Source organism: Latilactobacillus sakei (assembly GCA_002953655.1).
Classification (GTDB): Bacteria; Bacillota; Bacilli; order Lactobacillales; family Lactobacillaceae; genus Latilactobacillus; species Latilactobacillus sakei_A.
The window spans coordinates 745,480-771,131 of record CP025839.1; the positions used below are offsets into that span (position 1 = coordinate 745,480).

Here is a 25,652-nt window from a genome sequence, read left to right on the forward strand (position 1 = left end):
TATGACATTTTCATTAGATAGCCGTCAACAAACCATTCAAAACTTAAAGAACGAACAACTTGATTTATTAATCATTGGTGGTGGGATCACTGGTGCAGGGGTCGCAATTCAATCCGCCGCATCTGGTATTAAAACCGGTTTAATTGAAATGCAAGATTTTGCAGAAGGCACATCATCACGGTCAACGAAGTTAGTCCATGGTGGGATTCGCTACTTGAAGACTTTCGATGTCGGGGTTGTTGCTGATACTGTTAGCGAACGGGCCGTTGTTCAAGGCATCGCACCTCACATTCCACGGCCTACGCCAATGCTTTTACCAATCTATGATGAACCAGAAGCAACTTACGATATGTTCAGCGTTAAAATTGCGATGGATTTATATGATAAATTGGCTGGAGTGACTGGCACGCAATATGCTAACTACACAATTGATCGTAAAGAAGTCCTCCAACGCGAACCTGGTTTGAAGTCCGAAAACTTAAAAGGGGCTGGTGTTTACTTAGACTTCGTTAATAACGATGCCCGTTTAGTTATTGAAAACATCAAGGAAGCTGATGAATTAGGTGCATTAGTTGCTAGCCACGTTAAAGCAGTCGGGATGACTTATGATGCTAACGGCCGCGTGAATGGCTTGAAAGCACATGATGATTTGACGGATGAAACATTCGATATTCATGCCAAATTAGTTATTAATACAGCCGGCCCTTGGGTTGATAAAGTTAACGCGTTGAATACTGAAGTGAAAGCCCAAGAAACATTGCGGCCAACTAAAGGGATTCATTTAGTCGTTGATAGCAGCCGTTTATCAGTACCACAACCAACATATTTTGATTCAGGTCTCCATGATGGTCGCATGATTTTTGTTGTGCCACGCGAAGGTAAGACATACTTCGGGACAACTGATACAGACTACACAGGTGATTACAAACACCCACGCGTTGAACAAACAGACGTTGATTATTTATTAAAGGCTATCAATAACCGTTATCCTAACGTTGATATCGCATTAGACGATATTGAAGCAAGTTGGGCCGGATTACGACCATTAATCGCCAATAATGGTAGTTCTGATTATAACGGTGGTGGCGCTAATAGCGGGAAGGTTTCAGAAGAATCATTCAATAACTTAATTAAGACGGTTGATGATTACGAAAACAAGACGGCTGCCCGTGCGGATGTGGAAAAGGCAATCAGTCAATTAAGAACAGCCCATGCAGAAGAAACAGTTACCCCTTCACAAGTCTCACGTGGGAGTTCACTTAAAGTGGCTGAAAACGGCTTAATGACTTTATCAGGTGGTAAGATTACGGACTATCGTAAGATGGCTGCCGGCGCATTAGAAATGATTCGTGATATCTTGAAGAAAGACTTCAATGAAACGGTTCGTGAAATCGATTCTAAGAAGTTACAAGTATCAGGTGGTCATTTTGATCCTAATAACGTTGAAGATACATTGAAATTCTACGCAAAAGTGGCAATGAGCAAAGGTATCTCAGAAGATGATGCTACTGATTTAGCTAACCGCTTTGGTTCAAACGTTAGCCGGGTGGTTTCATATGCAGATCAAGGGACAGCTGAAGGCTTGAATTTGAAAGAAACCATTAGTTTAAGATACTCAGTTAACGAAGAAATGACTTTAACACCAGTTGATTACTTATTGCGCCGAACAAACTTTGTTTTATTCCACAATGATCAATTGGCAGCCATCAAACAACCAGTTGTCAATGAAATGGCGCGTCTCTTGAATTGGGATGCTGCTGAAAAAGAACGTCAAACAGCGCAATTAGATGCCGCAATCGCTGAAGCACAACTCGACTATTTAAAATAGTGAGTTGAATAAGGAGGAAACCTTATGGATAATTCAATCATGGTCCAAGCGCTCGGCGAATTGGTCGGGACATTTATTTTAGTCCTCTTAGGGGACGGGGTCGTTGCTGGTGTTAGTTTAGCAAAGACTAAGGCCAATGGTGCCGGTTGGATTGCAATTACGTTAGGTTGGGGGTTTGCCGTAACGCTAGGTGTTTACGCATCAGCATTTATGGGACCGGCCCATTTAAACCCAGCAGTTACACTCGCTTTTGCAATTATCGGTAAAGTATCATGGTCTGTTGTACTACCATTTATCATTGCGCAAATGATCGGGGCTTTCTTGGGGGCAGTTGTTGTTTGGATTCAATACTACCCACATTGGCAAGCCACCGATGATCAATCGGCAATTTTGGGGACTTTTGCAACTGGTCCCGCAATTAGAAGTCCATTTGCGAACTTAATGAGTGAAGTTATTGGGACGTTTGTCTTAGTATACGCATTATTAGCATTAACACGGGGCCAATTTACCGAAGGGTTAAACCCACTGGTAGTTGGTGTCATCATTACAGCAATCGGGTTATCACTTGGTGGGACGACCGGTTATGCGATTAATCCAGCTCGGGATTTAGGGCCGCGGATTGCGCATGCGGTATTACCAATTGCCAATAAAGGTGATTCTGACTGGCAATACAGCTGGATTCCAGTTGTTGGTCCCTTCGTTGGTGGGATTTTAGGGGCATTATTATTTGTGCTATTACCTTAATAAATATCTTTAAAAAGAGTGATTCATTAAATGATGAATCACTCTTTTTTTGTTCGCTTTTTTTAAATAAACGATATTTTTTAAAAGCTATTTTATAATCATCTTGCAAATAACACGTATAATTTATAAAAATATAACTAAATAATACGGATTCCCCTTTGACTTATGACGTTATGGTTGTTAAAATCAAACCATAATCAATTACGAAAGTAGGCCAATTGAATGACGGATGTAGCGATTGTAATGGGATCGATTTCTGATTGGGAAACAATGCAAGCAACAGCTCAGATTTTAGCGGATTTGAACGTGAGTTATACTAAAAAAGTCATTTCGGCACACCGGATGCCAATGGAAATGACTACATTTGCGCAAAGCGCAGCACCAGAAGGTTATCAAGTCATTATTGCGGGCGCTGGAGGTGCGGCACATCTACCAGGGATGTTGGCAGCTAACACGGTTCTGCCAGTCATCGGAGTCCCAATTCAAAGCAAGGCACTTAATGGGATGGACTCATTATTATCAATGGTCCAAATGCCAAGTGGAGTCCCAGTAGCGACGGTAGCGATAGGCAAGGCGGGAGCAATTAACGCAGGTTTATTGGCAACCCAAATCTGTGGGCTTAAAACACCGATTTATCAGAAGGCATTAGTACAATACAGCCAAACACTTCATCAAAAGGCGGTGGCAAGTAATGACCAACTTAACTAAGCAAATTCTTCCAGGCCAGGTCATCGGGATCATTGGGGGCGGCCAATTAGGACAGATGATGACTTTGGCCGCTAAATCGATGGGTTTTAAAGTGATTGTGCTTGATCCGCAAGTTGATTGTCCGGCCGGCCAAGTAGCGGATGACCAAATTATCGCAGCTTACGATGACGAGAATCAAATCATTGAATTGGCGAAACGTTCGGATGTGGTGACTTATGAATTTGAGAATGTGGACGCCACAACGATTGAAAAAGCGCAACGGTTAACACAAATTCCCCAAGGGACCAAGGCGTTACGAATTGCCCAAGATCGGGTTTTGGAAAAGCAATTTTTAGCAACCGAGAAATTACCGCACGCCGCCTTTAAAGTGGTGACTTCGATTAGTGACTTAACTAAGGCGGTTGCCGAGATTGGCTTACCTTGTCTCTTGAAAACGGCCCGAGGTGGTTACGATGGTAAAGGGCAATTTGTCTTAAGACGAGCTAGCGATATTGAAGCTGCTAAGGAGCTCTTGGATTTTGGCGTTTGTGTGTTAGAAGAGATGGTGATGTTTGAACAAGAGGTTTCAGTCATGATTAGCCAAAACTGGGCAGGGCAGCAGGCACTTTTTCCAGTAATTGAAAACCAACACCGGCATAACATATTACATATTAGTATTTGCCCAGCGCGGGTCCCGGCGGCGGTTGCACAAGAAGCTCAGAAAATTGCGCAGAAAATTGCGACGGAAATAGAATTGGTGGGGACGCTTGGTGTGGAGTTCTTCGTAACGCCAGCTGGCCAGCTGTTTGTGAACGAAATCGCACCAAGACCGCATAATTCAGGTCATTTAACGATTGAAGCCTGTGATATATCGCAATTTATGGCGCATATCCGCGGGGTTTGCAATTGGCCGCTCCAAACGCCGCGCCTTTGGCAATCGGCGGTAATGGTCAATGTCTTGGGCCAAGATGTGCCAGGCGCAATAGCCAAGAGCTGCCAAGCAACTGATTGGTATTATCACGATTATGGCAAGGCTGAGCGCAAAGAAAATCGGAAGATGGGGCATGTTACCTTGTTGAGCGATGATTTAAGTAAAACACTTGCTGAGATTGAGGCAACACAAATTTGGGCATTACCAAAGGAGCAGATAAAATGATTGAACGTTATACAAATCCTGACATGGGTGCGATTTGGACCGACCACAATAAATACAATGCTTGGTTGGCAGTTGAAATCTTGGCGGATGAGGCATGGTCCAAACTGGGGCATATTCCAGCAGAAGATGTCGCTAAGATTAAAGCCAACGCGCAATTCTCAATTCCCCGGATGCTAGAAATTGAGCAGGAAACAAGGCATGATGTGGTGGCGTTCACCCGCGCTGTTTCGGAATCACTAGGCGCTGAACGGAAATGGGTTCATTATGGGTTAACGTCTACTGACGTCGTTGATACAGCTTACGGCTATTTATTGAAACAAGCGAATGCCATTTTACGAGCTGATATCGATGCTTTGTTAGCCGTGATTGCCAAGCAAGCTAAACGTTATCAAGATACAGTTATGATGGGGCGGACCCATGGCGTGCACGCCGAACCGACAACTTTTGGGTTGAAATTAGCCCTTTGGTATTCCGAATTAAAACGCCATAAAGAACGTTTTGAAGCAGCAGCTGAAGGTGTTGAAGCCGGTAAAATTAGCGGGGCAGTGGGGACTTTTGCGAATATTCCCCCCTTTGTTGAAAGTTATGTTTGTGAGCAATTGGGGATTCGGGCCCAAGAGATTTCAACCCAAGTATTGCCGAGAGATTTACACGCCGCTTATGTTGCTGAGATGGCGTTATTAGCCACCTCTATCGAAAAATTTGCAACTGAAATTCGTGGTCTGCAAAAATCAGAAACGCGTGAAGTGGAGGAGTATTTTGCTAAAGGGCAAAAAGGCTCTTCGGCAATGCCGCATAAACGCAACCCGATTGGTTCGGAAAATATCACCGGGTTAACGCGCGTCATTCGGGGGCATATGGTAACGGCTTATGAAGATGTGTCCCTGTGGCATGAACGCGATATTTCACATAGCTCTGCTGAACGAATTATTTTACCGGATACAACTATTTTATTAGATTATATTCTCAAGCGGTTTACAAAAATTATGACGAACTTGACGGTCTTCCCAGAAAATATGAAACGCAATATGGGTCGGACTTTTGGTTTGATTTACAGTCAACGTGTGTTATTGAAGTTGATTGATCACGGCCTTTCAAGAGAAGCGGCCTACGACTTGATTCAACCGAAGACAGCCCGCTCTTGGGATGAACAAATTGATTTCAGACCGTTGCTCGAAGCTGATGAACAAGTAATGCGCATTCTAACACCGGCCGATTTGGATGATGCGTTTGACTATCATTATCATATTCGCCACGTGGCCGAAATTTTTGAACGTGTCGGGTTGGGTTAAAAATAAACGAACTTTGAAAGAGTAATCATTTCAAAGTTTTTTTATGGCAAAAATAAAAACGAACAATTATTAATTATTTTATAAAATAATATGTCTATTGGAGGAAGAAACGATGAGCGAAACGTTACTTTATTCTGGGAAAGCCAAGGACTTATTTTCAACTGACGACCCCGAAGTCTTAAAAATGATTTATAAGGATCAAGCGACAGCTTTGAATGGTAAGCGTAAAGAACAGATTACTGGTAAAGGGGCCGTTAATTATGAAATTTCAAAATTAATATTTGCCTATTTAAGCCAACAAGGCATCGAAACCCATTTAATTAAAAATATCTCAGAAACCGAACAACTCGTCAAAAAGGTCACCATTATCCCGTTGGAAGTAGTTTTGAGAAATGTTGTTGCCGGTAGCTTTGCCCGGAAGTTTGGTCAGCCATTGGGACAACGATTAGACCAACCGATTATTGAATATTATTACAAAAATGATGCTTTGGATGATCCGGCTATTAATATCTCACAAGCAACGGCTTTGAAACTGGTGACGCCAACGGAAGTGGCTACGATTGAAGCTATGACGAAGCAGATCAATGCTTTATTGATTAAGTTATTCACTGAAATCGGTATTGATTTAATTGATTTTAAATTGGAATTTGGTCGCTACCAAGGACGGTTAATTTTAGCGGATGAATTTTCACCAGATAATTGTCGGCTTTGGGATCAACAAACACACGCATCATTAGATAAGGATGTGTTCCGCCAGAATAAGGGCGACTTAGTCACGGTCTATGAGACGGTTTTACAACGCTTAACAAAAACGATTGGGGGTTTTGCAAATGTATAACGTGCAAGTTTATGTCACCTATAAAGATTCAGTTCTAGATCCACAAGGTCAAGCGGTTCAAGGGGCGCTTCAACGTTTAGGCTTTGAAGGGATTAGTCAAATGCGGATTGGTAAGTTTTTCGAAATGCAAGTAACCGGTGCGGATCAAGGCGCTGTGATTGATAAGGTTGAAGCAATTTGTGATCAACTATTAGCTAATCCAAATATGGAACAATACCGCTACGACTTACAATTGGTGGAGGGTGCAAAATGAAATTTGCAGTGCTTGTTTTTCCAGGATCAAATTGTGATGCCGATTTATACCACGCAATTGTCGATGTCTGCCATGAAGAAGCGGCGTATGTCTCTTACACAGCAACCAGCTTAGCCGGTTTTGATGCGGTGTTGATTCCAGGTGGGTTTTCATACGGCGATTATTTACGCAGTGGCGCGATTGCCAAATTGGCGCCGATTATGACGGCGGTGGTGGCTTTTGCTAAAGCGGGCAAACCGGTTTTAGGAATCTGCAACGGTTTCCAGATTTTAACGGAAGCGGGCTTATTACCAGGTGCATTATTGCCTAATCGCCAAACGCATTTCATTTGCGAAACGGTAGCTTTACAGGTTGAAAACAGCGACACACGTTTTACAAATCAATATGTAAAAGGGGCCACAATTGCGCTACCAATTGCTCACGGTGAAGGTAATTATTATTGTGATCCAGAAACGTTGGCTCAATTGCACGCCAACCACCAAATCGCATTTACTTATGCAACCGACGTTAATGGCAGCTTAGACAATATCGCGGGCATCACGAACGAAGCGGGAAATGTTTTAGGGATGATGCCGCATCCAGAACGCGCCGTTGAAGCTTTATTAGGCAGTGCGGATGGCCTAGGTGTTTTCCAATCAATTTTGAAAAGCGGGGTAGCAACGCATGGTGAATAATCCAACGGCAACTGAGATTCAACAAACCAAGTTATACCAACAATGGGGCTTAACCGATAGTGAATACGAATTGATTTGTACTAAAATCTTAAAACGATTGCCAAATTACACAGAGACGGGCCTTTTCTCGGTTATGTGGAGTGAACATTGTTCGTATAAAAACTCCAAACCGATTCTTAAAAAATTTCCAACGAATGGCCCCCACGTGCTACAAGGACCCGGTGAGGGGGCTGGGATTTTAGATATTGGTGATGGTCAAGCTGTTGTTTTCAAGGCGGAAAGTCATAATCATCCCTCTGCTGTTGAACCTTATGAAGGGGCCGCTACTGGGGTCGGTGGGATTATCCGCGACATTTTTTCAATGGGTGCAACGCCGATCGCCATTCTAGACAGTTTGCGGTTTGGGGAACTCAATGATAATCAAACCAAGTATCTGGTCCAGGAAGTGGTTGCTGGGATTGGCGGTTATGGTAATTGTATTGGGATTCCAACCGTCGGCGGGGAAATCAGCTTTGATCCATGCTATCAAGCCAATCCACTGGTGAATGCGATGTGTGTTGGTTTGATTGAACAAAAAGATATTCAACAAGGTAAAGCGCGAGGGGCTGGCAATAGTGTGTTGTATGTCGGCGCCAAAACGGGCCGCGATGGGATTCATGGGGCCACCTTTGCATCGGATGAATTTGCAGAAGGGAAAGCAACCCAACGCTCAGCGGTTCAAGTCGGCGATCCATTCATGGAGAAATTATTGATGGATGCTTGCTTAGCATTAATTTTGCAACATTCAGATTGGTTAGTCGGGATTCAAGATATGGGCGCCGCCGGGTTAGTTTCATCAACTGCCGAAATGGCGGCTAAAGCGGGGACCGGGATGATTTTAGACCTGGACCAAGTCCCGCAACGTGAAACCGATATGTCCGCTTATGAAATCATGTTATCCGAATCGCAAGAACGGATGGCTTTATGTGTTAAGGCCGGTTATGAAGAGCAAGTGATTGCCTTATTTAAAGGTTACGACTTAGATGCCGTTCGGATTGGTGAAGTGACAACCAAAGAACAATACCAACTATGGCACCAAGGCCAATTGGTCGCTGATTTACCAGTAGCGGCCTTAACGGATGCCGCACCGGTCTATCATAAGGCCCAAGCAAAACCAGAACGCTTAGCAACTTTTGCCGCCCAAGCGCCTTATGTACCCAATATAACGGACACTCAGGCAACTTGGTTGGCACTATTGAAACAACCAACAATCGCAGATAAAAGTTCATTCTATCGCCACTATGATGCCCAAGTAAAAACCAATACCGTTGTTTTACCAGGGAGCGATGCAGCCGTAGTGCGGATTCGTGGGACCCAAAAGGCGCTTGCGATGACGACTGACTGTAACGGCCGCTATCTTTATCTAGATCCCCACGTGGGCGGTCAAATCGCAGTCGCTGAAGCTGCTCGAAATATTGTCGCTGCTGGTGGACAACCGCTAGGGATTACGGATTGTTTGAATTACGGTAATCCTGAAAAACCAGCTGTTTTCTGGGAATTTGATCAGAGCGCCCAAGGAATTGCTGCGGCTTGTGCGGCTTTTGGCACCCCAGTGATTTCGGGAAACGTCTCACTATATAACGAATTTAACGGAGAAGCGATTTACCCCACACCAATGATTGGGATGGTCGGTTTAATTCGAGATATCAAAGACATTACCACGCAAGATTTTAAGCAAGCTGATGATTTAATTTATTTGATTGGTGAAACTGACGATCATTATGCTGGTAGTGAATTACAAAAAATGCAACAAGGGGCTATTTCGGGCCAACTGGGGCACTTCTCGCTAACTACGGAAAAAGCTAACCAGGACCTTGTTTTACACGCGATTCAACAGGGCTTAATTGCCAGTGCACATGATTTAGCAGAAGGTGGCTTAGCAGTGGCCCTTTCTGAAGCAACCTTCAAGCGAGGTTTGGGGTATCACGTACAAGTAGATTTGGCTAGTCGTCAATTATTTGCCGAAACGCAATCGCGATTTATTGTGACGGTTAAAGCGGTCGACCAAGCTGCTTTTGAACAGCTTAGCCACCAATCAGCTCAATTGATTGGTCGGGTAACGGCTGAACCGGTGATGCATATTCAAACGAAAGATGAAACGATTGCCTTGACCGTTGAAGCGGCCAAGGATGCTTGGGAGGCGGCTTTACCATGCTTAATGAAATCAGAAGCTTAAATGAAGAATGTGGTGTCTTTGGGGTTTGGGGCCATCCAGATGCCAATCAATTAGCTTATTTTGGCCTCCATAGTCTCCAACACCGCGGGCAAGAAGGGGCGGGAATCGTTACTAATGATCATGGTCAATTACTAGGTTATCGCGATCGTGGTTTATTAGCTGATGTTTTCCGGAACCCAGAAAACTTAGCCCAATTAACCGGCGAAGCAGCGATCGGCCACGTTCGGTATGCAACCGCCGGCAGCCATGGTCTTGAAAATATTCAACCTTTTTTGTTTGACTTTGCCGATGGTCAATTTGCGTTAGCGCATAACGGTAATTTAACCAACGCGGTTACGTTACGGCGTCAATTGGAAGCCGAGGGTGCCATTTTAAAATCTAGTTCTGATTCAGAAATTTTAATGCATCTGATTCGGCGGGCGGCTGGTTCGGATTTACACACTAAGCTTAAAACGGCTCTCAACCAAATTCACGGGGGTTTTGCTTACGTTTTATTAACACAGGATTCCTTGATTGCAATGCTTGATCCTAATGGTTTTCGACCATTATCGATTGGGCAAATGGCCAATGGGGCGTACGTCGTTGCCAGTGAAACGTGTGCGCTGAATGCGGTCGAAGCGACTTTTATTCGGGACGTCCAACCCGGTGAAATCGTGACAATTGATCGAGATGGCTTGCATGCGGATTTCTTTACGACCGAAACGACCCATTCAATTTGTTCGATGGAATATATCTATTTCGCCCGACCAGATTCTGATATTTGTGGGATTAATGTCCACGCGGCACGCAAGCGAATGGGAAAACGATTGGCGGTGGAAACGGGCGTTGAGGCTGATATGGTGATTGGGGTGCCTAACTCATCACTTTCCGCAGCAAGCGGGTATGCAGAAGCTAGTGGCCTGCCGTATGAAATGGGCTTGGTTAAAAACCAATATGTCGGTCGAACCTTTATTCAACCGACGCAAGCACTGCGGGAGCAAGGTGTTAATCGCAAGTTAGCGGTTGTTAAAAGTGTTGTGGCGGGTAAACGCATTGTGTTAGTTGACGATTCAATTGTTCGTGGCACCACGAGCAAGCATATTGTTAAGCGGCTAAAAGAAGCTGGGGCGCTAGAAGTGCATTTACGTGTTGCTTCACCGCCATTGAAATACCCGTGTTTTTACGGGATTGACATTCAAACGCGCGAAGAATTAATTGCGGCGCGCCAAAGTGTCGCTCAAATGTGTGAAACAATCGGTGCCGATTCGTTGGCCTTTTTGAGTCAAGAAGGCTTGATTGATGCGATTGGCTTACACCAAGATGCACCGTATTCGGGGTTATGTATGGCGTATTTTAACGGCGATTATCCAACGCCGCTATACGATTATGAAGCAGATTATCAAGCGAGTTTAAAACAAGATAAGGAGTAATCGAGATGACAGATGCATACCAAAAAGCGGGCGTTGATGTGACGGCTGGTTACGAAGTTGTTGCCCGGATTCAAAAGAAAGTAGGAGCTGATAATCACAATATTGGCAGTTTCGGCGGACAATACGCGCTAGAAATAGCCCAGTATCAAAAGCCAGTGTTGGTCTCGAGTACGGATGGTGTTGGTACGAAATTGATGGTGGCTTTTGCAGCTAATCAACATGCCACCATCGGGATTGATTGTGTGGCGATGTGTGTCAATGACATCATCGCGCAAGGTGCACAGCCGTTATACTTCTTAGACTATTTAGCGACTGGTAAAACTGATCCGGATAAGATTGAACAAATCGTCGCTGGTGTGCTCGAAGGTTGCAAGCAAGCCAATATGGCTTTAATTGGCGGTGAAACGGCCGAAATGCCTGGTATGTATGCGGCTAAGCATTATGACGTTGCCGGTTTTGCGGTGGGGATTGCTGAACAAGATGCGCTTGTGACCGGTGAAACGATTCAAGCCGGCGACGTTCTGATTGGAGTGGCGTCTAGCGGCATCCATTCGAATGGCTATTCATTGGTTCGCAAAATCTTTTTTGAGCAAAATGATTTGACGGTGGCCAGTCAATTACCTGAATTACCTGGCAAACCACTAGGTGATTGGTTATTAACGCCGACCAAGATTTACGTTGAAGATTTACAGCCGCTACTGCAACAACGGGTGATTAAAGGCGCTGCGCATATCACAGGTGGCGGTTTTATTGAAAACGTCCCGCGGATGTTACCGACTGATTTAGCGGCGCACTTAACGTTGGGCAGTTGGCCGGTTTTGCCGATTTTTAAAGCCTTACAACAATATGGCCAACTCGCTGAAATGGCGATGTATAACATCTTTAATATGGGGATTGGGATGGTCTTGGCGGTTGCGCCAGCAGCAGCCCCGACCGTTTTAGCACACTTGAATGCCAAGCAGGAACAAGCTTATCAGATTGGGACCGTTCAAAAACGGCAACAAGCGGCGGTTGAATTGGTGGCGGCCAAATGAGAGTGGCAATTTTTGCATCTGGTACAGGGAGTAACTTCGAAGCGATTGCTGATAATCAACGCTTACAACAAGCGGGCCTTGAAATTGTCCAACTGGTTTGCGATCGCCCGCAAGCAGCTGTGATTGAAAAGGCGCACCGGCGGGAGGTACCGGTGACGGTTTTGGCACCACGTCAGTTTGAAAATCGTCAAGCTTACGAGCAAGCAGTCGTTGCCCAGTTGGCACCTTTGGCAATCGATTATATTATCTTGGCGGGTTACATGCGAATTATCACGCCTGTTTTACTGGGGGCTTATCCGCAGCGGATTATTAATATCCATCCGGCATTGTTACCGGCTTTTCCGGGGATTCATGGGATTGAAGACGCATACCATGCCAAGGTGAGTGAAACCGGCGTGACGGTCCACTATATCGATGAAGGCGTGGACACAGGGCCAATCATCGCCCAAGCAACCGTTCCGGTGAAAACAACGGATACGTTAGCAACACTAGAAGCACGCGTTCACGCGGTCGAACATCAATTATATCCAGCTGTGATTTATGATTTAATTCAAAAAAATAATTAAAGGGAGCTTTTAACACATGAAAAGAGCATTGATTAGCGTTTCAGACAAAACGGGTATTGTGGCATTTGCCCAAGGATTAGTAGCGGCAGATTTTGAAATCATTTCAACCGGTGGCACTTTTAGCGCCTTGGAAAAAGCGGGTGTGTCAGTGACACCCATTGATGAAGTGACTCATTTTCCTGAAATGTTAGACGGCCGGGTTAAAACCCTCCATCCCAATATCCACGGTGGCCTATTGGCTAAACGCGATGAACCAACGCATATGGCGGCACTTGTTGAACACGAGATTACGCCGATTGATCTGGTCTGTGTTAACCTTTATCCCTTTAAAGAAACGATTCAAAAACCGGCGATTACCCAGGCCCAAGCGATTGAACAAATTGATATTGGTGGCCCATCAATGTTGCGTTCAGCCGCTAAAAACTTCAAGTCAGTATATGTCGTGGTGGATCAAGCCGACTACGACGAAACATTGGCGCAATTGCAACAAGACGATGTGACTTACCGCCGTCATTTAGCCGCTAAAGCCTTCCGGCATACGGCTGCCTACGATAGCTTGATTGCCAGCTATCTGTCAGATGCTGATGCGGTTGAGTTTCCTGAAAAACTTTCCTTAACATACGACTTCAAACAAGCATTACGATATGGCGAAAATGCCCATCAAAAAGCCGCTTTTTACCAAAGCGCCTTGCCAAGCGCTTTTTCAATTGCCTCTGCCCACCAATTGCACGGAAAAGAATTGTCCTATAACAATATTAAGGATGCAGATGCGGCGATTAAAGTCGCTGCGGAATTCAGCGAACCTTGCGTAGTGGCGATGAAGCACATGAATCCGTGTGGTGTTGGGTTGGGGAAAACTATCTACGATGCGTGGCAAAAAGCTTTTGCGGCCGATTCGGTTTCAATTTTTGGCGGGATCATTGCCTTGAACCGCGAAGTGGATGTTCAAACAGCCAACGCTTTGCATGACTTATTCTTGGAAATTGTCATTGCCCCCAGTTTTGCGCCAGAAGCATTAGCAATCCTTGAAAAGAAAAAGAATATCCGGTTGATGACACTTGATTTTGAACAAGCCGCCAAAGCAGATCGTTTCGAAACCGTTTCGGTCTTAGGCGGTCTATTGGTTCAAGAAAGAGATCGCTTAACCGATCAAGCATCCGAATTGAAGCCGGTTACCACTAAAGTGCCAACGGAAGCTGAAAAAGAAGCGCTCCTATTTGCGCAACGTGTGGTGAAACACGTCAAGAGTAACGCGATTGTTGTCGCAACTAAAGATCAAACGTTAGGCATTGGCGCCGGTCAGATGAACCGGGTTGGCTCGGTTAAAATTGCGTTGGAACAAGCATTAGCTAACGGCATGCAAGCACCGTTTGTGTTAGCATCAGATGCCTTCTTCCCAATGGACGATAGTGTGGCATACGCTGCTGAACATGGTATCACAGCGATTATTCAACCTGGTGGTTCGATTAAAGATCAAGATTCAATCGACATGGCGGACCAAAAAGGGGTCAGCATGGTCTTTACAAATCGTCGTCATTTTAAACATTAAGAGGTGGCAATTAAATGGATATCTTGGTGATTGGCAGTGGTGCGCGTGAGCATACACTGGCACGTGAACTACTAAAAAGTGAACAAGTTGAACAGGTCTATTGCTTGCCCGGAAATCCGGGGATGCAATTGGATCAGATAAAAACGGCCGCAATTGACGTCGATGATTTTGAGCAGTTAATTGTGTTTGCAAAAGAACAGGCGGTGGCTTATACCATCGTTGGGCCAGAACAACCGTTAGTCGCCGGGATTGTAGATGCGTTTCAAGCGGCGGGCTTAGCAATTTTTGGCCCGACGAAACAAGCCGCGGCATTGGAAGGCTCAAAAACTTTTGCCAAAGAAATAATGGCTCAGGCAAAAGTGCCGACTGCCCAATATCAAACGGTGACCAACGAATCAGAGGCGTTATCCGCGTTGGAAGGGCGCTCGTTACCAATCGTCATCAAGGCCGATGGGTTAGCGGCCGGTAAAGGGGTCGTGATTGCCGAAAGTTTGGCGGATGGGCTAGCAGCCGTTCGACGGTTCTTTAAACAAGGGCGCCGCCAGATTCTGATCGAGGATTACCTAGTTGGTGAAGAATTCTCGTTAATGGCATTAGTGGCCGATAATCAAGTTTATCCGTTGCCGATTGCCCAAGACCATAAGCGGGCTTTTGAAGGTGATCGAGGGCCGAATACTGGCGGGATGGGTGCTTATTGCCCAGTCCCGCAAATTAGTGACCAAATGGTGCAAACGGCAGTTGAAACGATTATCAAACCGATGGTCGCAACGATGGCCGCTAACGGCACACCATTTACCGGCGTTTTATACGCGGGGCTAATTGCGACCGCAACGGGCATCAAAGTGATTGAATTTAACGTGCGTTTTGGTGATCCAGAAACGCAAGTCGTGCTACCGCGCTTGCAGAGCGATCTAGCGCAAGTCTTTCAGCAATTATTAACCCATCAGCAACCGATTCTGGATTGGCAAGCAGCTGGGGTGACGTTGGGGGTTGTGGTGGCTGCTAAAGGTTATCCAAATCAAGCGCCAGCCATTTTTCAGTTGGCACCAAGCGCCCGTTTTAAAGTGGCTAATAGTCAGTTTAGTTTTGCCGGTGTGGCAGCGACCACTGGGGGCTTAATGAGTAGTGGGGGCCGTTTATATACAGCCGTTTATACGGCACCCACTATGGCGCAAGCACGGGTTCAGATCGAAGCGGACTTACAATCGGTGGCCAATCCGCAAAGTTTTTATCGCCGGGATATTGGGTTTAAAAGTCAAATATAGGAAAGCGAGTACAAATGTTTGCTAATCACTATGTAAGTGCTATATCATGATCATGTTAATTAAAAGAAAGAGGCAATTATTATGACATATCATACAAGTGACGCAGAAACACCAATTGATGTTTTAAACTTAGCATCGTTAGAAGGTCGTGTGAAAGAACGAATGGAAGCCGGCGCTTTTGGCTATATTCGTGGCGGTTCAGAAGATGAATGGACAATGACTGAAAATACTAGTGCCTTCAATCAAAAAAAGATTATGCCCCGTGTTTTACAAGGCGTTGAACACGCTGATTTGCACACGAAATTGTGGGATATCGATTTGAAGACGCCAATTATCCAAGCCCCTTCAGCCGCACAAGGCTTAGCCCATGAAAAGGGTGAAGTAGATACTGCCAAAGGGATGGCTGCAGCCGGTTCAATTTTTTCAATTAGTACGTATGCCAATACACTCGTTGAAGATGCCGCCGCCGCAGCGCCTGATGCACCACAATTCTTCCAACTTTATATGAGCAAAGACGATCAATTTAATGAATTCTTACTACAAAAGGCAGTTAAAGCCGGTGTTAAAGCGATTATTTTAACAGTGGATTCAACATTAGGTGGTTATCGTGAAGCGGATATTCAAACAAAATTCCAATTCCCATTACCAATGCCTAATTTAGCAGCTTATAGTAACTCAGATGGTGCTGGCAAAGGGATTTCAGAAATCTATGCGGCGGCTAAACAAGGTATCGTACCAGAAGATATTCAAAAGATTAAAGAAATTACGCACCTACCCGTCATCGTCAAAGGGATTCAATCACCGGTTGATGCTGAATTAGCGATCCAAGCCGGTGCTGATGGCATTTGGGTATCAAATCATGGCGGCCGTCAATTAGATGGTGGGCCTGCTTCTTTTGAAGTTTTACCATTAGTGGCCCAACAAGTTGCCAAACGGGTGCCAATCATCTTTGATAGTGGCGTGCGTCGTGGTGAACACGTTTTTAAAGCACTTGCTAGTGGTGCTGATTTAGTCGCAATTGGGCGCCCAATCATCTATGGTTTAAACCTAGGTGGCGCACAAGGGGTGACCTCTGTGATTGATCATTTGAACCATGAATTATCAATTACGATGCAATTGGCGGGCACCAAGACAATCGATGCCGTTAAAGAAACAACATTACTTGATTAAGCTGATATGATATACTAAAGGTCCTTGGCAGGGGCACAAACAGCACAACAAAAGGCGGACTTCAGGACAAATTTAAATTTGCCTTGAGGTCCGCCTTTTGTTAATTAGAATTAATGCCGGTTGACAGTCGGTAAGTCTGCTAAGAATAATTCGCTCGCGACTAAGCCGATTAAGCTTAAAATGAAGTAAACCCAGTGGGCGCCACTCCCCCAACCAAAGAGGCTAGCGTCGATGCTAACTAAGATGATGAAAATGAGACAGTTAAGGACTAGCCCAATTCGAAATGTTAATTGGCTAGCGACGACCGCGAATAAAACAATTGAAAGAAAAATAGTAAAAAATGCAGAAATCAAAATAATGACCACCTAACACTGTCCGATTTAAGATACTTGTTTCATTCTACTATAAGAAATAGCTGACGACAATTAAATTTAGATGTGGTTTTTTGAATCTAAAAAGTTCATTTTAAAAAACACCAACTTTAAAAGCAAATGCTAGACAGTTATTAAAAAAACAGGCTATACTAGACGCGAAGTAGCCAAAGAATGGGGGAACTAAAATGGTTCGTGAAAGTAATTCTGAAACGACCGACCCACGCGTCCAGCGAACAAAGCAACAGTTGCGTCGGGCGCTAGTTGAACTATTAAAAACAGCCACCACTAAAGAAATTTCAATTCAAGCCATTACGAAACAAGCGCAGATTACACGGGGGACTTTTTACCTTCATTATGAAGACAAAAGTGATTTCATCCAAAAAACAGTTCAGGATTTAATCCGGGATTTGTATCGGACGATTACAGTTCAAAATGACAAACTGGTGCCACCTTACCAACAGATTAATTTATTGGCCTTATTTGAATATGTTGAACGGCGTCAAGATGCCTTTAAAGTATTTCATAAAAATGATACGAGCTTAGCTTTTAAGGCGCAATTAACGGCTGAAATGCGCCGGTTAATTGAAGGCTACCTCACCAATTTATTTCAAGAAGCAACGCAAGCCGATCAGATTGAACTCAGCATTACCGCCGATTATTTAGCTGGGGCGAGTTTAGTGCTCGTCTTTAAATGGATTGAAGACGGTTTAGTCTATTCACCACGCTACATGGCCAAGATGCTTTATCAGCTCATTCAAATGCCGAACATGGCTTTTAACGTGGCGGGCTTCTTTGTTGAAGCATAAATAGGTATTGACTCGGTCGCCAATATTTGATATCATATGAACGTTGTAATTGTGAGCTCCACAGCTGCAACCGCGCATACTAAGGCATTAAGTACTATGATTAGTCACCTTAGTTGGCGAGTCTAAGAAAAAATAGGAGGTGCACACATGTACGCAATTATCAAAACAGGTGGCAAACAATATAAGGTAGAAGCTGGTCAAGCAATCTACGTTGAAAAGTTAGCCGCAGAAGCTGGCGAAAAAGTAACTTTTGATCAAGTTATTTTAGTTGGTGGTGAAACAACTAAGGTTGGTACACCAAACATTGATGGTGTTACTGTTGATGGTACTGTTGAAAAACAAGGGCGCGAAAAGAAAGTTGTTACTTTCAAATACAAACCTAAGAAACACAGTCATCAAAAGAAGGGTCATCGTCAACCATATACTAAAGTGATGATCGACGCTATCAACGCTTAATTGAGGGAAATAAGATGATTAAGGCTGACTTTATCGTCAATGCGGATTCGCAAATTATTTCTTTTCAAATTACGGGTCATGCTGACTCGGGTCCTTACGGGAGTGATATCGTTTGTGCAGCTGTTTCAGCCGTCTCAATTGGGACGATTAACAGTTTGCAAAAGCTCGCTGGTTTTGAACCAGAGGTAGAAGCAGATAACCTAAATGGTGGTTTGTTAACCTGTCAAGTGCCGGCAACGGTTACGGGACAAGCTTTGGCAACCGCGCAAATTCTCTTGCAGAATTTGCAACTGACGCTCGAAGATATTACGCAACAATATGGGCAGTACATTCAAGTACAAACAAAACGTAAATAGACAGTTAATAAACAGGAGGTGCATTTAGATGTTACAAATGAATTTACAATTCTTCTCTCACCATAAGGGTGGCGGTTCAACAACTAACGGCCGTAACTCTGCAGGTCGTCGTTTAGGTTCTAAACGTGCTGATGGCCAAACTGTTACAGCTGGTTCAATCCTTTACCGTCAACGCGGTACAAAGATTCACCCAGGTGAAAATGTTGGTCGCGGTGGCGATGACACATTATTTGCTCTTGTCGAAGGTGTCGTTCGTTTCGAACGTTTCGGTAAAAACAAGAAGAAAGTTTCTGTTTATACAGCAGAAGCTAAATAATGCTTTAAAAACACCCATATTTCGTGGGTGTTTTTTATTTGCTTAAGATTGCTCAGGTCGATTTGTATAAATCAGTGATAACTGGTATACTTGTAACTCAAGCAACAAACCATTGACAATCTAACTGTGAGTGCAAATCGCGATTAAAAGTGATTTGGCATAACTAAAAGGATTGGCTTTGGCCAATCCTTTTTTTACATACAATCAGTTTAAACGACTGGAAAGACTTGCTTTTAAACCTGATTTCTTGCTATGATTAGGGCAATGGCATCCTTTTAAAAAAGTACGGAGGAAGATTAATGTTATCAGTTAATGATTTTAAAAACGGCTTAACAATTGAATTTGACAACAACCTATGGCGAGTGGTTGAATTCCAACATGTTAAACCAGGTAAGGGTGGCGCTTTTGTCCGCTCAAAACTTAAGAATTTAAGAACCGGTGCTAACCAAGAAAAGACATTCCGGTCAACTGAAAAAGTTGAAAAAGCAATTATTGATACAAAATCAATGCAATATCTTTATGCAGATGGCGACAACCATGTCTTCATGGATACAGAAACTTATGAACAATTGGAATTACCAGCAGCACAAATTCAAGATGAATTAAAATTCTTGAAGGAAAACATGCAAGTTTCAATCATGATGTTTGGGAGTGAAACCTTAGGGGTTGAACTACCTAAGACGGTTGATTTAGCAGTTGCCGCAACCGAACCAGGTGTGCGTGGCGATACATCTTCGGGTGGTACCAAACCAGCAACACTAGAAACAGGCTTAGTGGTTCAAGTACCATTCTTCATTAACGAAGGCGATGTATTAACAATTAATACATCAGATAGTACTTACATTTCGCGTGCCTAACAGCAGCGTTTAACTGCTGGTAAGAATTTGTTAGGAGGGTTATTGATGGCTGAAGAAACAAATATTGTATTAGATACGCAAGAAAATTCATTGGGTAAGATCCAAATGGCACCTGAAGTGGTGGAAGTCATTTTAGGCATTGCCGCAAGCCAAATTGAAGGCGTTCATCAGATGCGTGGCACGATTTCATCATCGATTAACGAATTATTTGGTCGTTCAAATCATGGTAAGGGCGTCACTTTAAAGGTAGTAGACGGTAAAGTTAATGCAGACGTTTACGTCTACCTTAACTATGGCGTTTCTGTCCCTAAAGTGGCCCTTGCGATGCAAGAAGCCTTGAAGGAACAGTTATTATTTATGACTGACTTAGAATTAGCGGAAGTCAACGTACATGTTGTTGGCGTCGTAACCGAAAAAACACAAAATATTATTGATCCAGATGATTTGTTTAACGATGAAACACCTGATCTAAATGGAGACCAATCTTAATGCCTAATTTTAATCGACACCAAATTCGACAAGCAGCCTTCCAAGTGCTGTTTACCCTTAATGCGAATCAATCTTTAGAATTAGAGGATGCTTATCAAGCTGTTTTAACGATGGATCAATTTGATGCTGAAGAAGTCACACCAGTTGAAGTGCCTGCTTATTTGGCTTTCTTAGTATCAGGTGTGACTGAAAATCAAGCAGCCCTTGATGCAGCATTAACCCCTTATTTGAAAAAAGGTTGGCAACTTTCTCGGTTGGCAAAACCAGACCTTATTATTTTGCGATTAGGTTTGTTTGAAATGCAAAACTCAACCGAAGCACCTGCTAAAGTCGCTTTGAATGAAGCCCTTGAACTTGCAAAACAATTTACAGACGATCAAGCAAAAGGTTTTATCAACGGGGTTTTATCTAAATTCGTTGAAGCTTAGTCATAAAATGACAAAATAAAAGTAAATTGATTAACTAGTAAAATACGAACGAAATCCCTTAAAACACGTTAAAAGTATTTTTTTAGCGTGTTTTTTTAGGTTTAACGACAATTTATCAACCGAAAATGCTAAAAAAACGACTAATTATGTTAAAATGAAAACATCAAATATCGATATATAGGGGTTGTTAATTTTGGAATTACTAGATGGGCGAGTACTGGCCAATGAACTAACACAGGCACAACAAGCAGCAGTTGAAAGACTTAAACAACAAGGGGTAACACCCAAACTAGTGGTCATCATGGTCGGTGATGATCCAGCGAGTGCGATTTATACGCAAAGTAAACAAAAAAGAGCCACTAAAATTGGGATGGCATCAGAACTGAAGCGCCTTCCGGCTGAAACGACCGAAGCTGAATTGTTGGCTTTAGTGAAGACGCTGAATGACGATCATAGCGTTGATGGTATTTTGGTACAATTGCCGTTACCCAAACAAATTAATGAAGATCATGTCATCCAAGCAATCGACGCCCAAAAAGACGTTGATGGCTTTAGTCCCGTTAATATTGGGCAATTATGGCTTAACCAACCAGGTTTAGTGGCTTGTACCCCCAATGGGATTATGTGTTTATTGGCAGCCCACAAGATCGATGTGGCTGGTAAAAACGTTGTGATTGTTGGTCGGAGTAATATCGTTGGGCGGCCTTTGGCGGCATTGATGCTCAATGCTAACGCGACCGTAACGATTGCCCACAGTCGCACAGCGAATCTAAAAGCTTTAACGAAAACGGCCGATATTTTGGTGGCCGCTATTGGTAAGCCGCACTTTTTTGGTGTTGATGCGGTCAAAGAAGGCGCAGTGGTGATTGACGTCGGGATTAATCGTCTCGAAGACGGTTCAGTGACTGGCGACGTTGATTTCGAAGCCCTTCAAACGCACGTCAGCGCAATGACCCCAGTGCCACGAGGTGTGGGGCCAATGACGATTACAATGTTAATGGAACAAACGATTGAAATTGCAAAGGAACGTGTCAAACGTGGTTAAACCAACTGATTATTTAACAGTCACCGCTTTAACGCAATATTTGAAGGCTAAATTTGAACGTGATCCGTATTTGGATCGGGTTTATTTGACTGGTGAAATTTCTAACTTTCGTCTAAGACCTAATGCGCATCAATATTTTAGTTTGAAGGATAATAAGGCTAAAATTAGTGCGATTATGTTTAAGTCGGCCTTTGAAAAGGTGAAGTTTACGCCGGAAGAAGGGATGAAGGTCCTTGTTGTGGGGCGGATTTCATTATATGAAGCCTCTGGTAATTATCAAATCTACGTTGAACGTATGGAACCCGATGGCTTAGGTGCGCTGTACCAAGCCTATGAGCAATTAAAGGCGAAGTTAGCAACAGAAGGGTTGTTTGATTTACCTAAGCAACCTTTGGTACGTTTTCCCAAACGGATTGCGGTGATTACGAGTCCTTCTGGGGCAGTGATTCGCGATATTATTACGACTACCCAACGGCGCTATCCGATCGCACAGTTAGTGTTATTCCCGGCGCTTGTCCAAGGTGACGGAGCAGCTGATGTTTTAGTCGAGCGACTTAAACAAATTAATGAACAGGGCGACTTCGATACGATTATTATCGGTCGAGGGGGTGGCTCGATTGAAGATTTATGGCCGTTTAATGAAGAACGGGTGGCGCGGGCGATTGTGGCCAGTCAGATTCCGGTCATTTCATCAGTGGGTCATGAAACCGATACGACGATTGCTGATTTGGTCGCGGATGTTCGAGCCGCAACACCAACTGCGGCTGCCGAATTAGCAACACCTGTTTTAACGGATGAAATTTTAAAATTACAACAACAGCGTTTACGGTTATACCAAGCCTTTTCAAAAACCGTTGCGCTTAATAAAAAACAACTCGATCATTTGCAAAATAGTTATGTTCTAAAACAACCTAAACGTTTATATGATGGGTATCTTCAAAATGTTGACCAACTACAACGGCGATTATTGACCGCACAACAGCAATTGTTAAAAGATCGGCGCCAACAGGTCCAATTGTTGCAACAACGATTAACGGCTCAATCACCACTGATGGCGGTCCAACAAGCGCAAAAAGATATTACTGAACAACAACGACGTTTAAACCAAGCGATGAATCGTTTAATGGCCGATCGCCGGCAAAAGGCTGTACAAGCCATTACAGCACTCGATTTGGTTAGTCCTTTGAAGATTTTAGGCCGCGGGTTCGCCTATGTGACGGATGATCAGCAACAAGTTCTGAAAAAAGTGGCTGACTTTAAGGCCCAACAACCGATTGAATTACACGTTCAAGATGGGTTAGTAACAGCTGAAGTTATCGCGATCCATAAAGGAGAAGATTAAAATGGCAGAAAAAAAATTAACGTTTGAAGAAAATTTAGCGCAATTAGAAGTGATCGTCAACGAATTGGAAACGGGCGATGTACCGCTTGAAAAAGCAATGACGGCCTTTCAAAAAGGCGTCAAGCTCAGCCAAACGCTCGAAGAAACATTGAGCCAAGCTGAAAAAACAATGGCTAAAGTAATGGCCGATAACGGTGAAGAAGTGCCATTAGATGCTGAGGATCAACAGTAATGACTAATTTTAAACAATTAGCGGCCCGTGAATTACCGCAGTTTGATGCTTATTTAAAAAGTGAATTAGCCAAAATTCAAGAACCAACTTTACAAAAAGCGATGACATACTCAGTCATGGCAGGCGGCAAACGCTTGCGGCCGCTCTTGTTATTTGCAGTCTTAGAAAGTGCTGGTCAAAGCTTTGACGAGACAGCTTTTAGAGCTGCTGGTGCGCTGGAATTAATCCATAGTTACTCGTTAATCCATGATGACTTACCTGCAATGGACAACGATGATTTACGGCGCGGTCAGCCGACGAATCATAAGGTTTTTGGTGAAGCGGAGGCTATTTTGGCTGGCGATGGGTTATTAACACTGGCTTTTGAGTGGCTAGCGACATTGAGTGTGACGGCTGAACAACGAATCGAACTTGTTCGGTTACTGGCACAAGCGGCCGGTGCTAATGGCATGGTTGCTGGTCAAATTGAAGATATTGAAGGCGAACAAAAAACGTTGACGGTGGCGCAATTGCAACAAGTTCATCATCTTAAAACAGGTTGCTTAATTGAAGTCGCGGTGGGCATGGGTGCGGTCTTAGCCCAACTTGACGCTGCTGAAACGGCTGCTTTACGCGGTTTTGCGCAACAATTCGGCTTAGCCTTTCAGATTCAAGATGATATCTTAGATGTCACTAGTACCACTGCGGAAATGGGTAAAGCCGTCCATAAAGATGCTGCCGAACACAAGAATACCTTCCCCATTTTATTAGGGTTGCCCGGGGCTCAAGCAGCGCTCCACACGACTTGCCAACAAGCACAACAACAATTGGCACAAGTCACGACTTTTGATCGGACTTTATTAAATAGTTTTTTGGACTATTTCAACGAATAGGAGAACAGATGAAAAAAGAACGGGTAGACGTACTATTAGTACAGCAAGGTTTATTTGAATCACGGGAACAAGGTAAGCGGGCAATTATGGCTGGTGAAGTTTATGGGAAAAATGATGAACGAATCGACAAGCCCGGCGAAAAAATCGATGCTGAAACCGTATTAAGAGTTAAAGGCCACAAAATCCCATATGTGGGTCGGGGCGCTTTGAAATTGGCGAAAGCCATCGACGTTTTTGATATCGATCTTAAAGATAAATTGACGCTAGATATCGGTTCATCAACAGGTGGGTTCACCGATGTTGCGTTGCGCAATGGCGCACGCCGCTGTTATGCGCTTGACGTAGGTTATAATCAATTGGCTTGGAAGTTGCGTGAAGATCCCCGCGTGGTGGTCATGGAACGGGTTAATTTCCGTTATAGCCAACCAGAAGACTTTACCGATGGGTTACCAGATTTTGCGATGACTGATGTTTCTTTTATTTCGTTGCATAAAATATTGGTACCTTTAAAGCCAATTCTTAAACCTAATTGTGATGCAGTTGCTCTGATTAAACCTCAATTTGAAGCCGGGCCAGCCAACGTGGGTAAAAATGGGATTGTCCGCGATCCTAAGGTTCATAAAAACGTTGTGACAGATATCGTCAACTTTAGTCTAGCAACGGGCTATGATGTTTTAGGACTTGATTTTTCACCGATTAAAGGTGGCGAAGGAAATATCGAGTTCTTAATTCATCTTAGAAATACAGAAGCACAGACAGGCACACTTGCTGATACCGTGAATATTGATGCGGTTTTAGAACGGGCTTATGCAGAATTAAAACGACCTTCCGGAAAATAATGCATAAATCTTTGTGTTTTATGTATAAATACGCTATCATGTGAGTTAGAATTGTTATTCACAAGAAGAGGTGTTTTGATGCGTAAAGTAGACCGACAACGACTATTGAGAAACTTAATTCAAACTCATGAAATTGAACGCCAAGAAGATTTTGTTAAACTCTTACAGGCCGAACAAATTGAGGTCACGCAAGCCACGATTTCGCGTGATATCAAAGAAATGCAGTTGGTGAAAGTTCCTAATGCAGATGAAGGCTATCACTATAGCTTGCCACTTGAGAAAAAATTGGATGTTAAAGAAAAATTGCGGCGCACATTGCGCGATGCCTATGTGACCCATAATCAACAGGATTATTTTGTGGTGATTAAGGCGCATCCTGGTAATGCCCCCGCGATTGCGAGTTTATTAGATCAATTACAATCCGAAGATATTTTTGGGACAATTGGTGGCGATGACACAGTTCTGATTATTTGTAAATCTGAGGAACAAGCAAAACAATTCAGATTATTTATCGAAGACTTGCTAAAGTAATTTAGCAAGTTTTTTTAAGACAGAGGTAA

The 25,652-nt window shown here is 43.7% G+C and carries 29 protein-coding genes; 28 read left to right on the top strand and 1 reads right to left on the bottom strand.

Going from position 1 to position 25,652, the window contains the following annotated elements:
* Position 1: 1 nt before the first annotated feature.
* From glpO to C0213_03745, 15 genes are all read left to right on the top strand, one after another.
* Complete coding sequence (gene glpO / locus C0213_03675; protein ID AUX11537.1) at positions 2 to 1,828, top strand: type 1 glycerol-3-phosphate oxidase; 1,827 nt, start codon at positions 2 to 4, stop codon at positions 1,826 to 1,828.
* Between the two features lie 24 nt (positions 1,829 to 1,852).
* Entirely contained in the window at positions 1,853 to 2,572 is a 720-nt protein-coding gene (locus C0213_03680; GenBank protein AUX11538.1) for an aquaporin, read from the top strand.
* A gap of 222 nt (positions 2,573 to 2,794) precedes the next feature.
* Positions 2,795 to 3,280 (top strand): 5-(carboxyamino)imidazole ribonucleotide mutase, encoded by a 486-nt coding sequence (gene purE / locus C0213_03685; GenBank protein AUX11539.1) that lies wholly within the window; start codon positions 2,795 to 2,797, stop codon positions 3,278 to 3,280.
* On the top strand, positions 3,264 to 4,415 hold the full coding sequence (locus C0213_03690; protein ID AUX11540.1) for a 5-(carboxyamino)imidazole ribonucleotide synthase: 1,152 nt from the start codon (positions 3,264 to 3,266) through the stop codon (positions 4,413 to 4,415). The genes purE and C0213_03690 overlap by 17 nt, the downstream gene beginning before the upstream one ends.
* Entirely contained in the window at positions 4,412 to 5,707 is a 1,296-nt protein-coding gene (locus C0213_03695; protein AUX11541.1) for an adenylosuccinate lyase, read from the top strand. The genes C0213_03690 and C0213_03695 overlap by 4 nt, the downstream gene beginning before the upstream one ends.
* 112 nt (positions 5,708 to 5,819) lie before the next feature.
* Complete coding sequence (locus tag C0213_03700) at positions 5,820 to 6,545, top strand: phosphoribosylaminoimidazolesuccinocarboxamide synthase (protein ID AUX11542.1); 726 nt, start codon at positions 5,820 to 5,822, stop codon at positions 6,543 to 6,545.
* Entirely contained in the window at positions 6,538 to 6,798 is a 261-nt protein-coding gene (locus C0213_03705) for a phosphoribosylformylglycinamidine synthase (GenBank protein AUX11543.1), read from the top strand. Before C0213_03700 ends, C0213_03705 begins: the two co-directional genes overlap by 8 nt.
* Complete coding sequence (locus C0213_03710; GenBank protein AUX11544.1) at positions 6,795 to 7,472, top strand: phosphoribosylformylglycinamidine synthase I; 678 nt, start codon at positions 6,795 to 6,797, stop codon at positions 7,470 to 7,472. Before C0213_03705 ends, C0213_03710 begins: the two co-directional genes overlap by 4 nt.
* Positions 7,462 to 9,687 (top strand): phosphoribosylformylglycinamidine synthase subunit PurL, encoded by a 2,226-nt coding sequence (locus C0213_03715; protein ID AUX11545.1) that lies wholly within the window; start codon positions 7,462 to 7,464, stop codon positions 9,685 to 9,687. Before C0213_03710 ends, C0213_03715 begins: the two co-directional genes overlap by 11 nt.
* On the top strand, positions 9,663 to 11,096 hold the full coding sequence (locus C0213_03720) for an amidophosphoribosyltransferase (protein AUX11546.1): 1,434 nt from the start codon (positions 9,663 to 9,665) through the stop codon (positions 11,094 to 11,096). Before C0213_03715 ends, C0213_03720 begins: the two co-directional genes overlap by 25 nt.
* A 5-nt stretch (positions 11,097 to 11,101) precedes the next feature.
* Complete coding sequence (locus tag C0213_03725) at positions 11,102 to 12,130, top strand: phosphoribosylformylglycinamidine cyclo-ligase (protein ID AUX11547.1); 1,029 nt, start codon at positions 11,102 to 11,104, stop codon at positions 12,128 to 12,130.
* Positions 12,127 to 12,696 carry a phosphoribosylglycinamide formyltransferase gene (locus C0213_03730; GenBank protein AUX11548.1) on the top strand — a complete coding sequence of 190 codons (570 nt, stop codon included), beginning with the start codon at positions 12,127 to 12,129 and terminating at the stop codon, positions 12,694 to 12,696. The genes C0213_03725 and C0213_03730 overlap by 4 nt, the downstream gene beginning before the upstream one ends.
* 16 nt (positions 12,697 to 12,712) lie before the next feature.
* Positions 12,713 to 14,245: a bifunctional phosphoribosylaminoimidazolecarboxamide formyltransferase/inosine monophosphate cyclohydrolase gene (purH, locus tag C0213_03735; protein ID AUX11549.1), complete on the top strand. Its 1,533-nt coding sequence runs from the start codon at positions 12,713 to 12,715 to the stop codon at positions 14,243 to 14,245.
* A 14-nt stretch (positions 14,246 to 14,259) separates the two neighbouring features.
* Positions 14,260 to 15,510, top strand: coding sequence for a phosphoribosylamine--glycine ligase (locus C0213_03740; GenBank protein ID AUX11550.1), 1,251 nt, complete (start codon positions 14,260 to 14,262; stop codon positions 15,508 to 15,510).
* An 81-nt stretch (positions 15,511 to 15,591) separates the two neighbouring features.
* Positions 15,592 to 16,680 (top strand): lactate oxidase, encoded by a 1,089-nt coding sequence (locus C0213_03745; GenBank protein ID AUX11551.1) that lies wholly within the window; start codon positions 15,592 to 15,594, stop codon positions 16,678 to 16,680.
* A 110-nt stretch (positions 16,681 to 16,790) separates the two neighbouring features.
* On the opposite strand, the gene C0213_03750 is transcribed toward C0213_03745, so the two are convergent.
* Positions 16,791 to 17,033, bottom strand: coding sequence for a hypothetical protein (locus C0213_03750; GenBank protein ID AUX11552.1), 243 nt, complete (start codon positions 17,031 to 17,033; stop codon positions 16,791 to 16,793).
* Between the two features lie 206 nt (positions 17,034 to 17,239).
* Here C0213_03750 and C0213_03755 point away from each other — a divergent pair, with 206 nt between their 5' ends.
* The 13 genes from C0213_03755 to argR all read left to right on the top strand — a co-directional run bounded on the left by C0213_03755 (position 17,240) and on the right by argR (position 25,623).
* Positions 17,240 to 17,860: a TetR family transcriptional regulator gene (locus C0213_03755; GenBank protein AUX11553.1), complete on the top strand. Its 621-nt coding sequence runs from the start codon at positions 17,240 to 17,242 to the stop codon at positions 17,858 to 17,860.
* A gap of 147 nt (positions 17,861 to 18,007) precedes the next feature.
* The gene (gene rplU, locus C0213_03760) at positions 18,008 to 18,316 is read left to right on the top strand and encodes a 50S ribosomal protein L21 (protein ID AUX11554.1); all 309 of its coding nucleotides are present in this window, start codon (positions 18,008 to 18,010) and stop codon (positions 18,314 to 18,316) included.
* A 14-nt stretch (positions 18,317 to 18,330) separates the two neighbouring features.
* On the top strand, positions 18,331 to 18,672 hold the full coding sequence (locus C0213_03765) for a ribosomal-processing cysteine protease Prp (protein AUX11555.1): 342 nt from the start codon (positions 18,331 to 18,333) through the stop codon (positions 18,670 to 18,672).
* 28 nt (positions 18,673 to 18,700) lie between these two features.
* Positions 18,701 to 18,988 (top strand): 50S ribosomal protein L27, encoded by a 288-nt coding sequence (locus tag C0213_03770; protein AUX11556.1) that lies wholly within the window; start codon positions 18,701 to 18,703, stop codon positions 18,986 to 18,988.
* 299 nt (positions 18,989 to 19,287) lie between these two features.
* Positions 19,288 to 19,845 (top strand): elongation factor P, encoded by a 558-nt coding sequence (gene efp / locus C0213_03775; GenBank protein AUX11557.1) that lies wholly within the window; start codon positions 19,288 to 19,290, stop codon positions 19,843 to 19,845.
* Positions 19,846 to 19,890: 45 nt separating this feature from the next.
* Entirely contained in the window at positions 19,891 to 20,334 is a 444-nt protein-coding gene (locus C0213_03780) for an Asp23/Gls24 family envelope stress response protein (GenBank protein ID AUX11558.1), read from the top strand.
* Entirely contained in the window at positions 20,334 to 20,762 is a 429-nt protein-coding gene (locus C0213_03785; protein ID AUX11559.1) for a N utilization substance protein B, read from the top strand. The genes C0213_03780 and C0213_03785 overlap by 1 nt, the downstream gene beginning before the upstream one ends.
* Positions 20,763 to 20,955: 193 nt before the next feature.
* Positions 20,956 to 21,807, top strand: coding sequence for a bifunctional methylenetetrahydrofolate dehydrogenase/methenyltetrahydrofolate cyclohydrolase FolD (locus tag C0213_03790; GenBank protein ID AUX11560.1), 852 nt, complete (start codon positions 20,956 to 20,958; stop codon positions 21,805 to 21,807).
* Positions 21,800 to 23,149, top strand: coding sequence for an exodeoxyribonuclease VII large subunit (locus C0213_03795; GenBank protein AUX11561.1), 1,350 nt, complete (start codon positions 21,800 to 21,802; stop codon positions 23,147 to 23,149). The genes C0213_03790 and C0213_03795 overlap by 8 nt, the downstream gene beginning before the upstream one ends.
* A gap of 1 nt (position 23,150) precedes the next feature.
* Positions 23,151 to 23,381, top strand: coding sequence for an exodeoxyribonuclease VII small subunit (locus tag C0213_03800; GenBank protein AUX11562.1), 231 nt, complete (start codon positions 23,151 to 23,153; stop codon positions 23,379 to 23,381).
* Positions 23,381 to 24,253 carry a polyprenyl synthetase family protein gene (locus C0213_03805; protein ID AUX11563.1) on the top strand — a complete coding sequence of 291 codons (873 nt, stop codon included), beginning with the start codon at positions 23,381 to 23,383 and terminating at the stop codon, positions 24,251 to 24,253. Before C0213_03800 ends, C0213_03805 begins: the two co-directional genes overlap by 1 nt.
* A gap of 8 nt (positions 24,254 to 24,261) precedes the next feature.
* Positions 24,262 to 25,092, top strand: coding sequence for a TlyA family rRNA (cytidine-2'-O)-methyltransferase (locus tag C0213_03810; protein AUX11564.1), 831 nt, complete (start codon positions 24,262 to 24,264; stop codon positions 25,090 to 25,092).
* A 78-nt stretch (positions 25,093 to 25,170) separates the two neighbouring features.
* On the top strand, positions 25,171 to 25,623 hold the full coding sequence (gene argR, locus C0213_03815; protein AUX11565.1) for an arginine repressor: 453 nt from the start codon (positions 25,171 to 25,173) through the stop codon (positions 25,621 to 25,623).
* Positions 25,624 to 25,652: the final 29 nt, after the last annotated feature.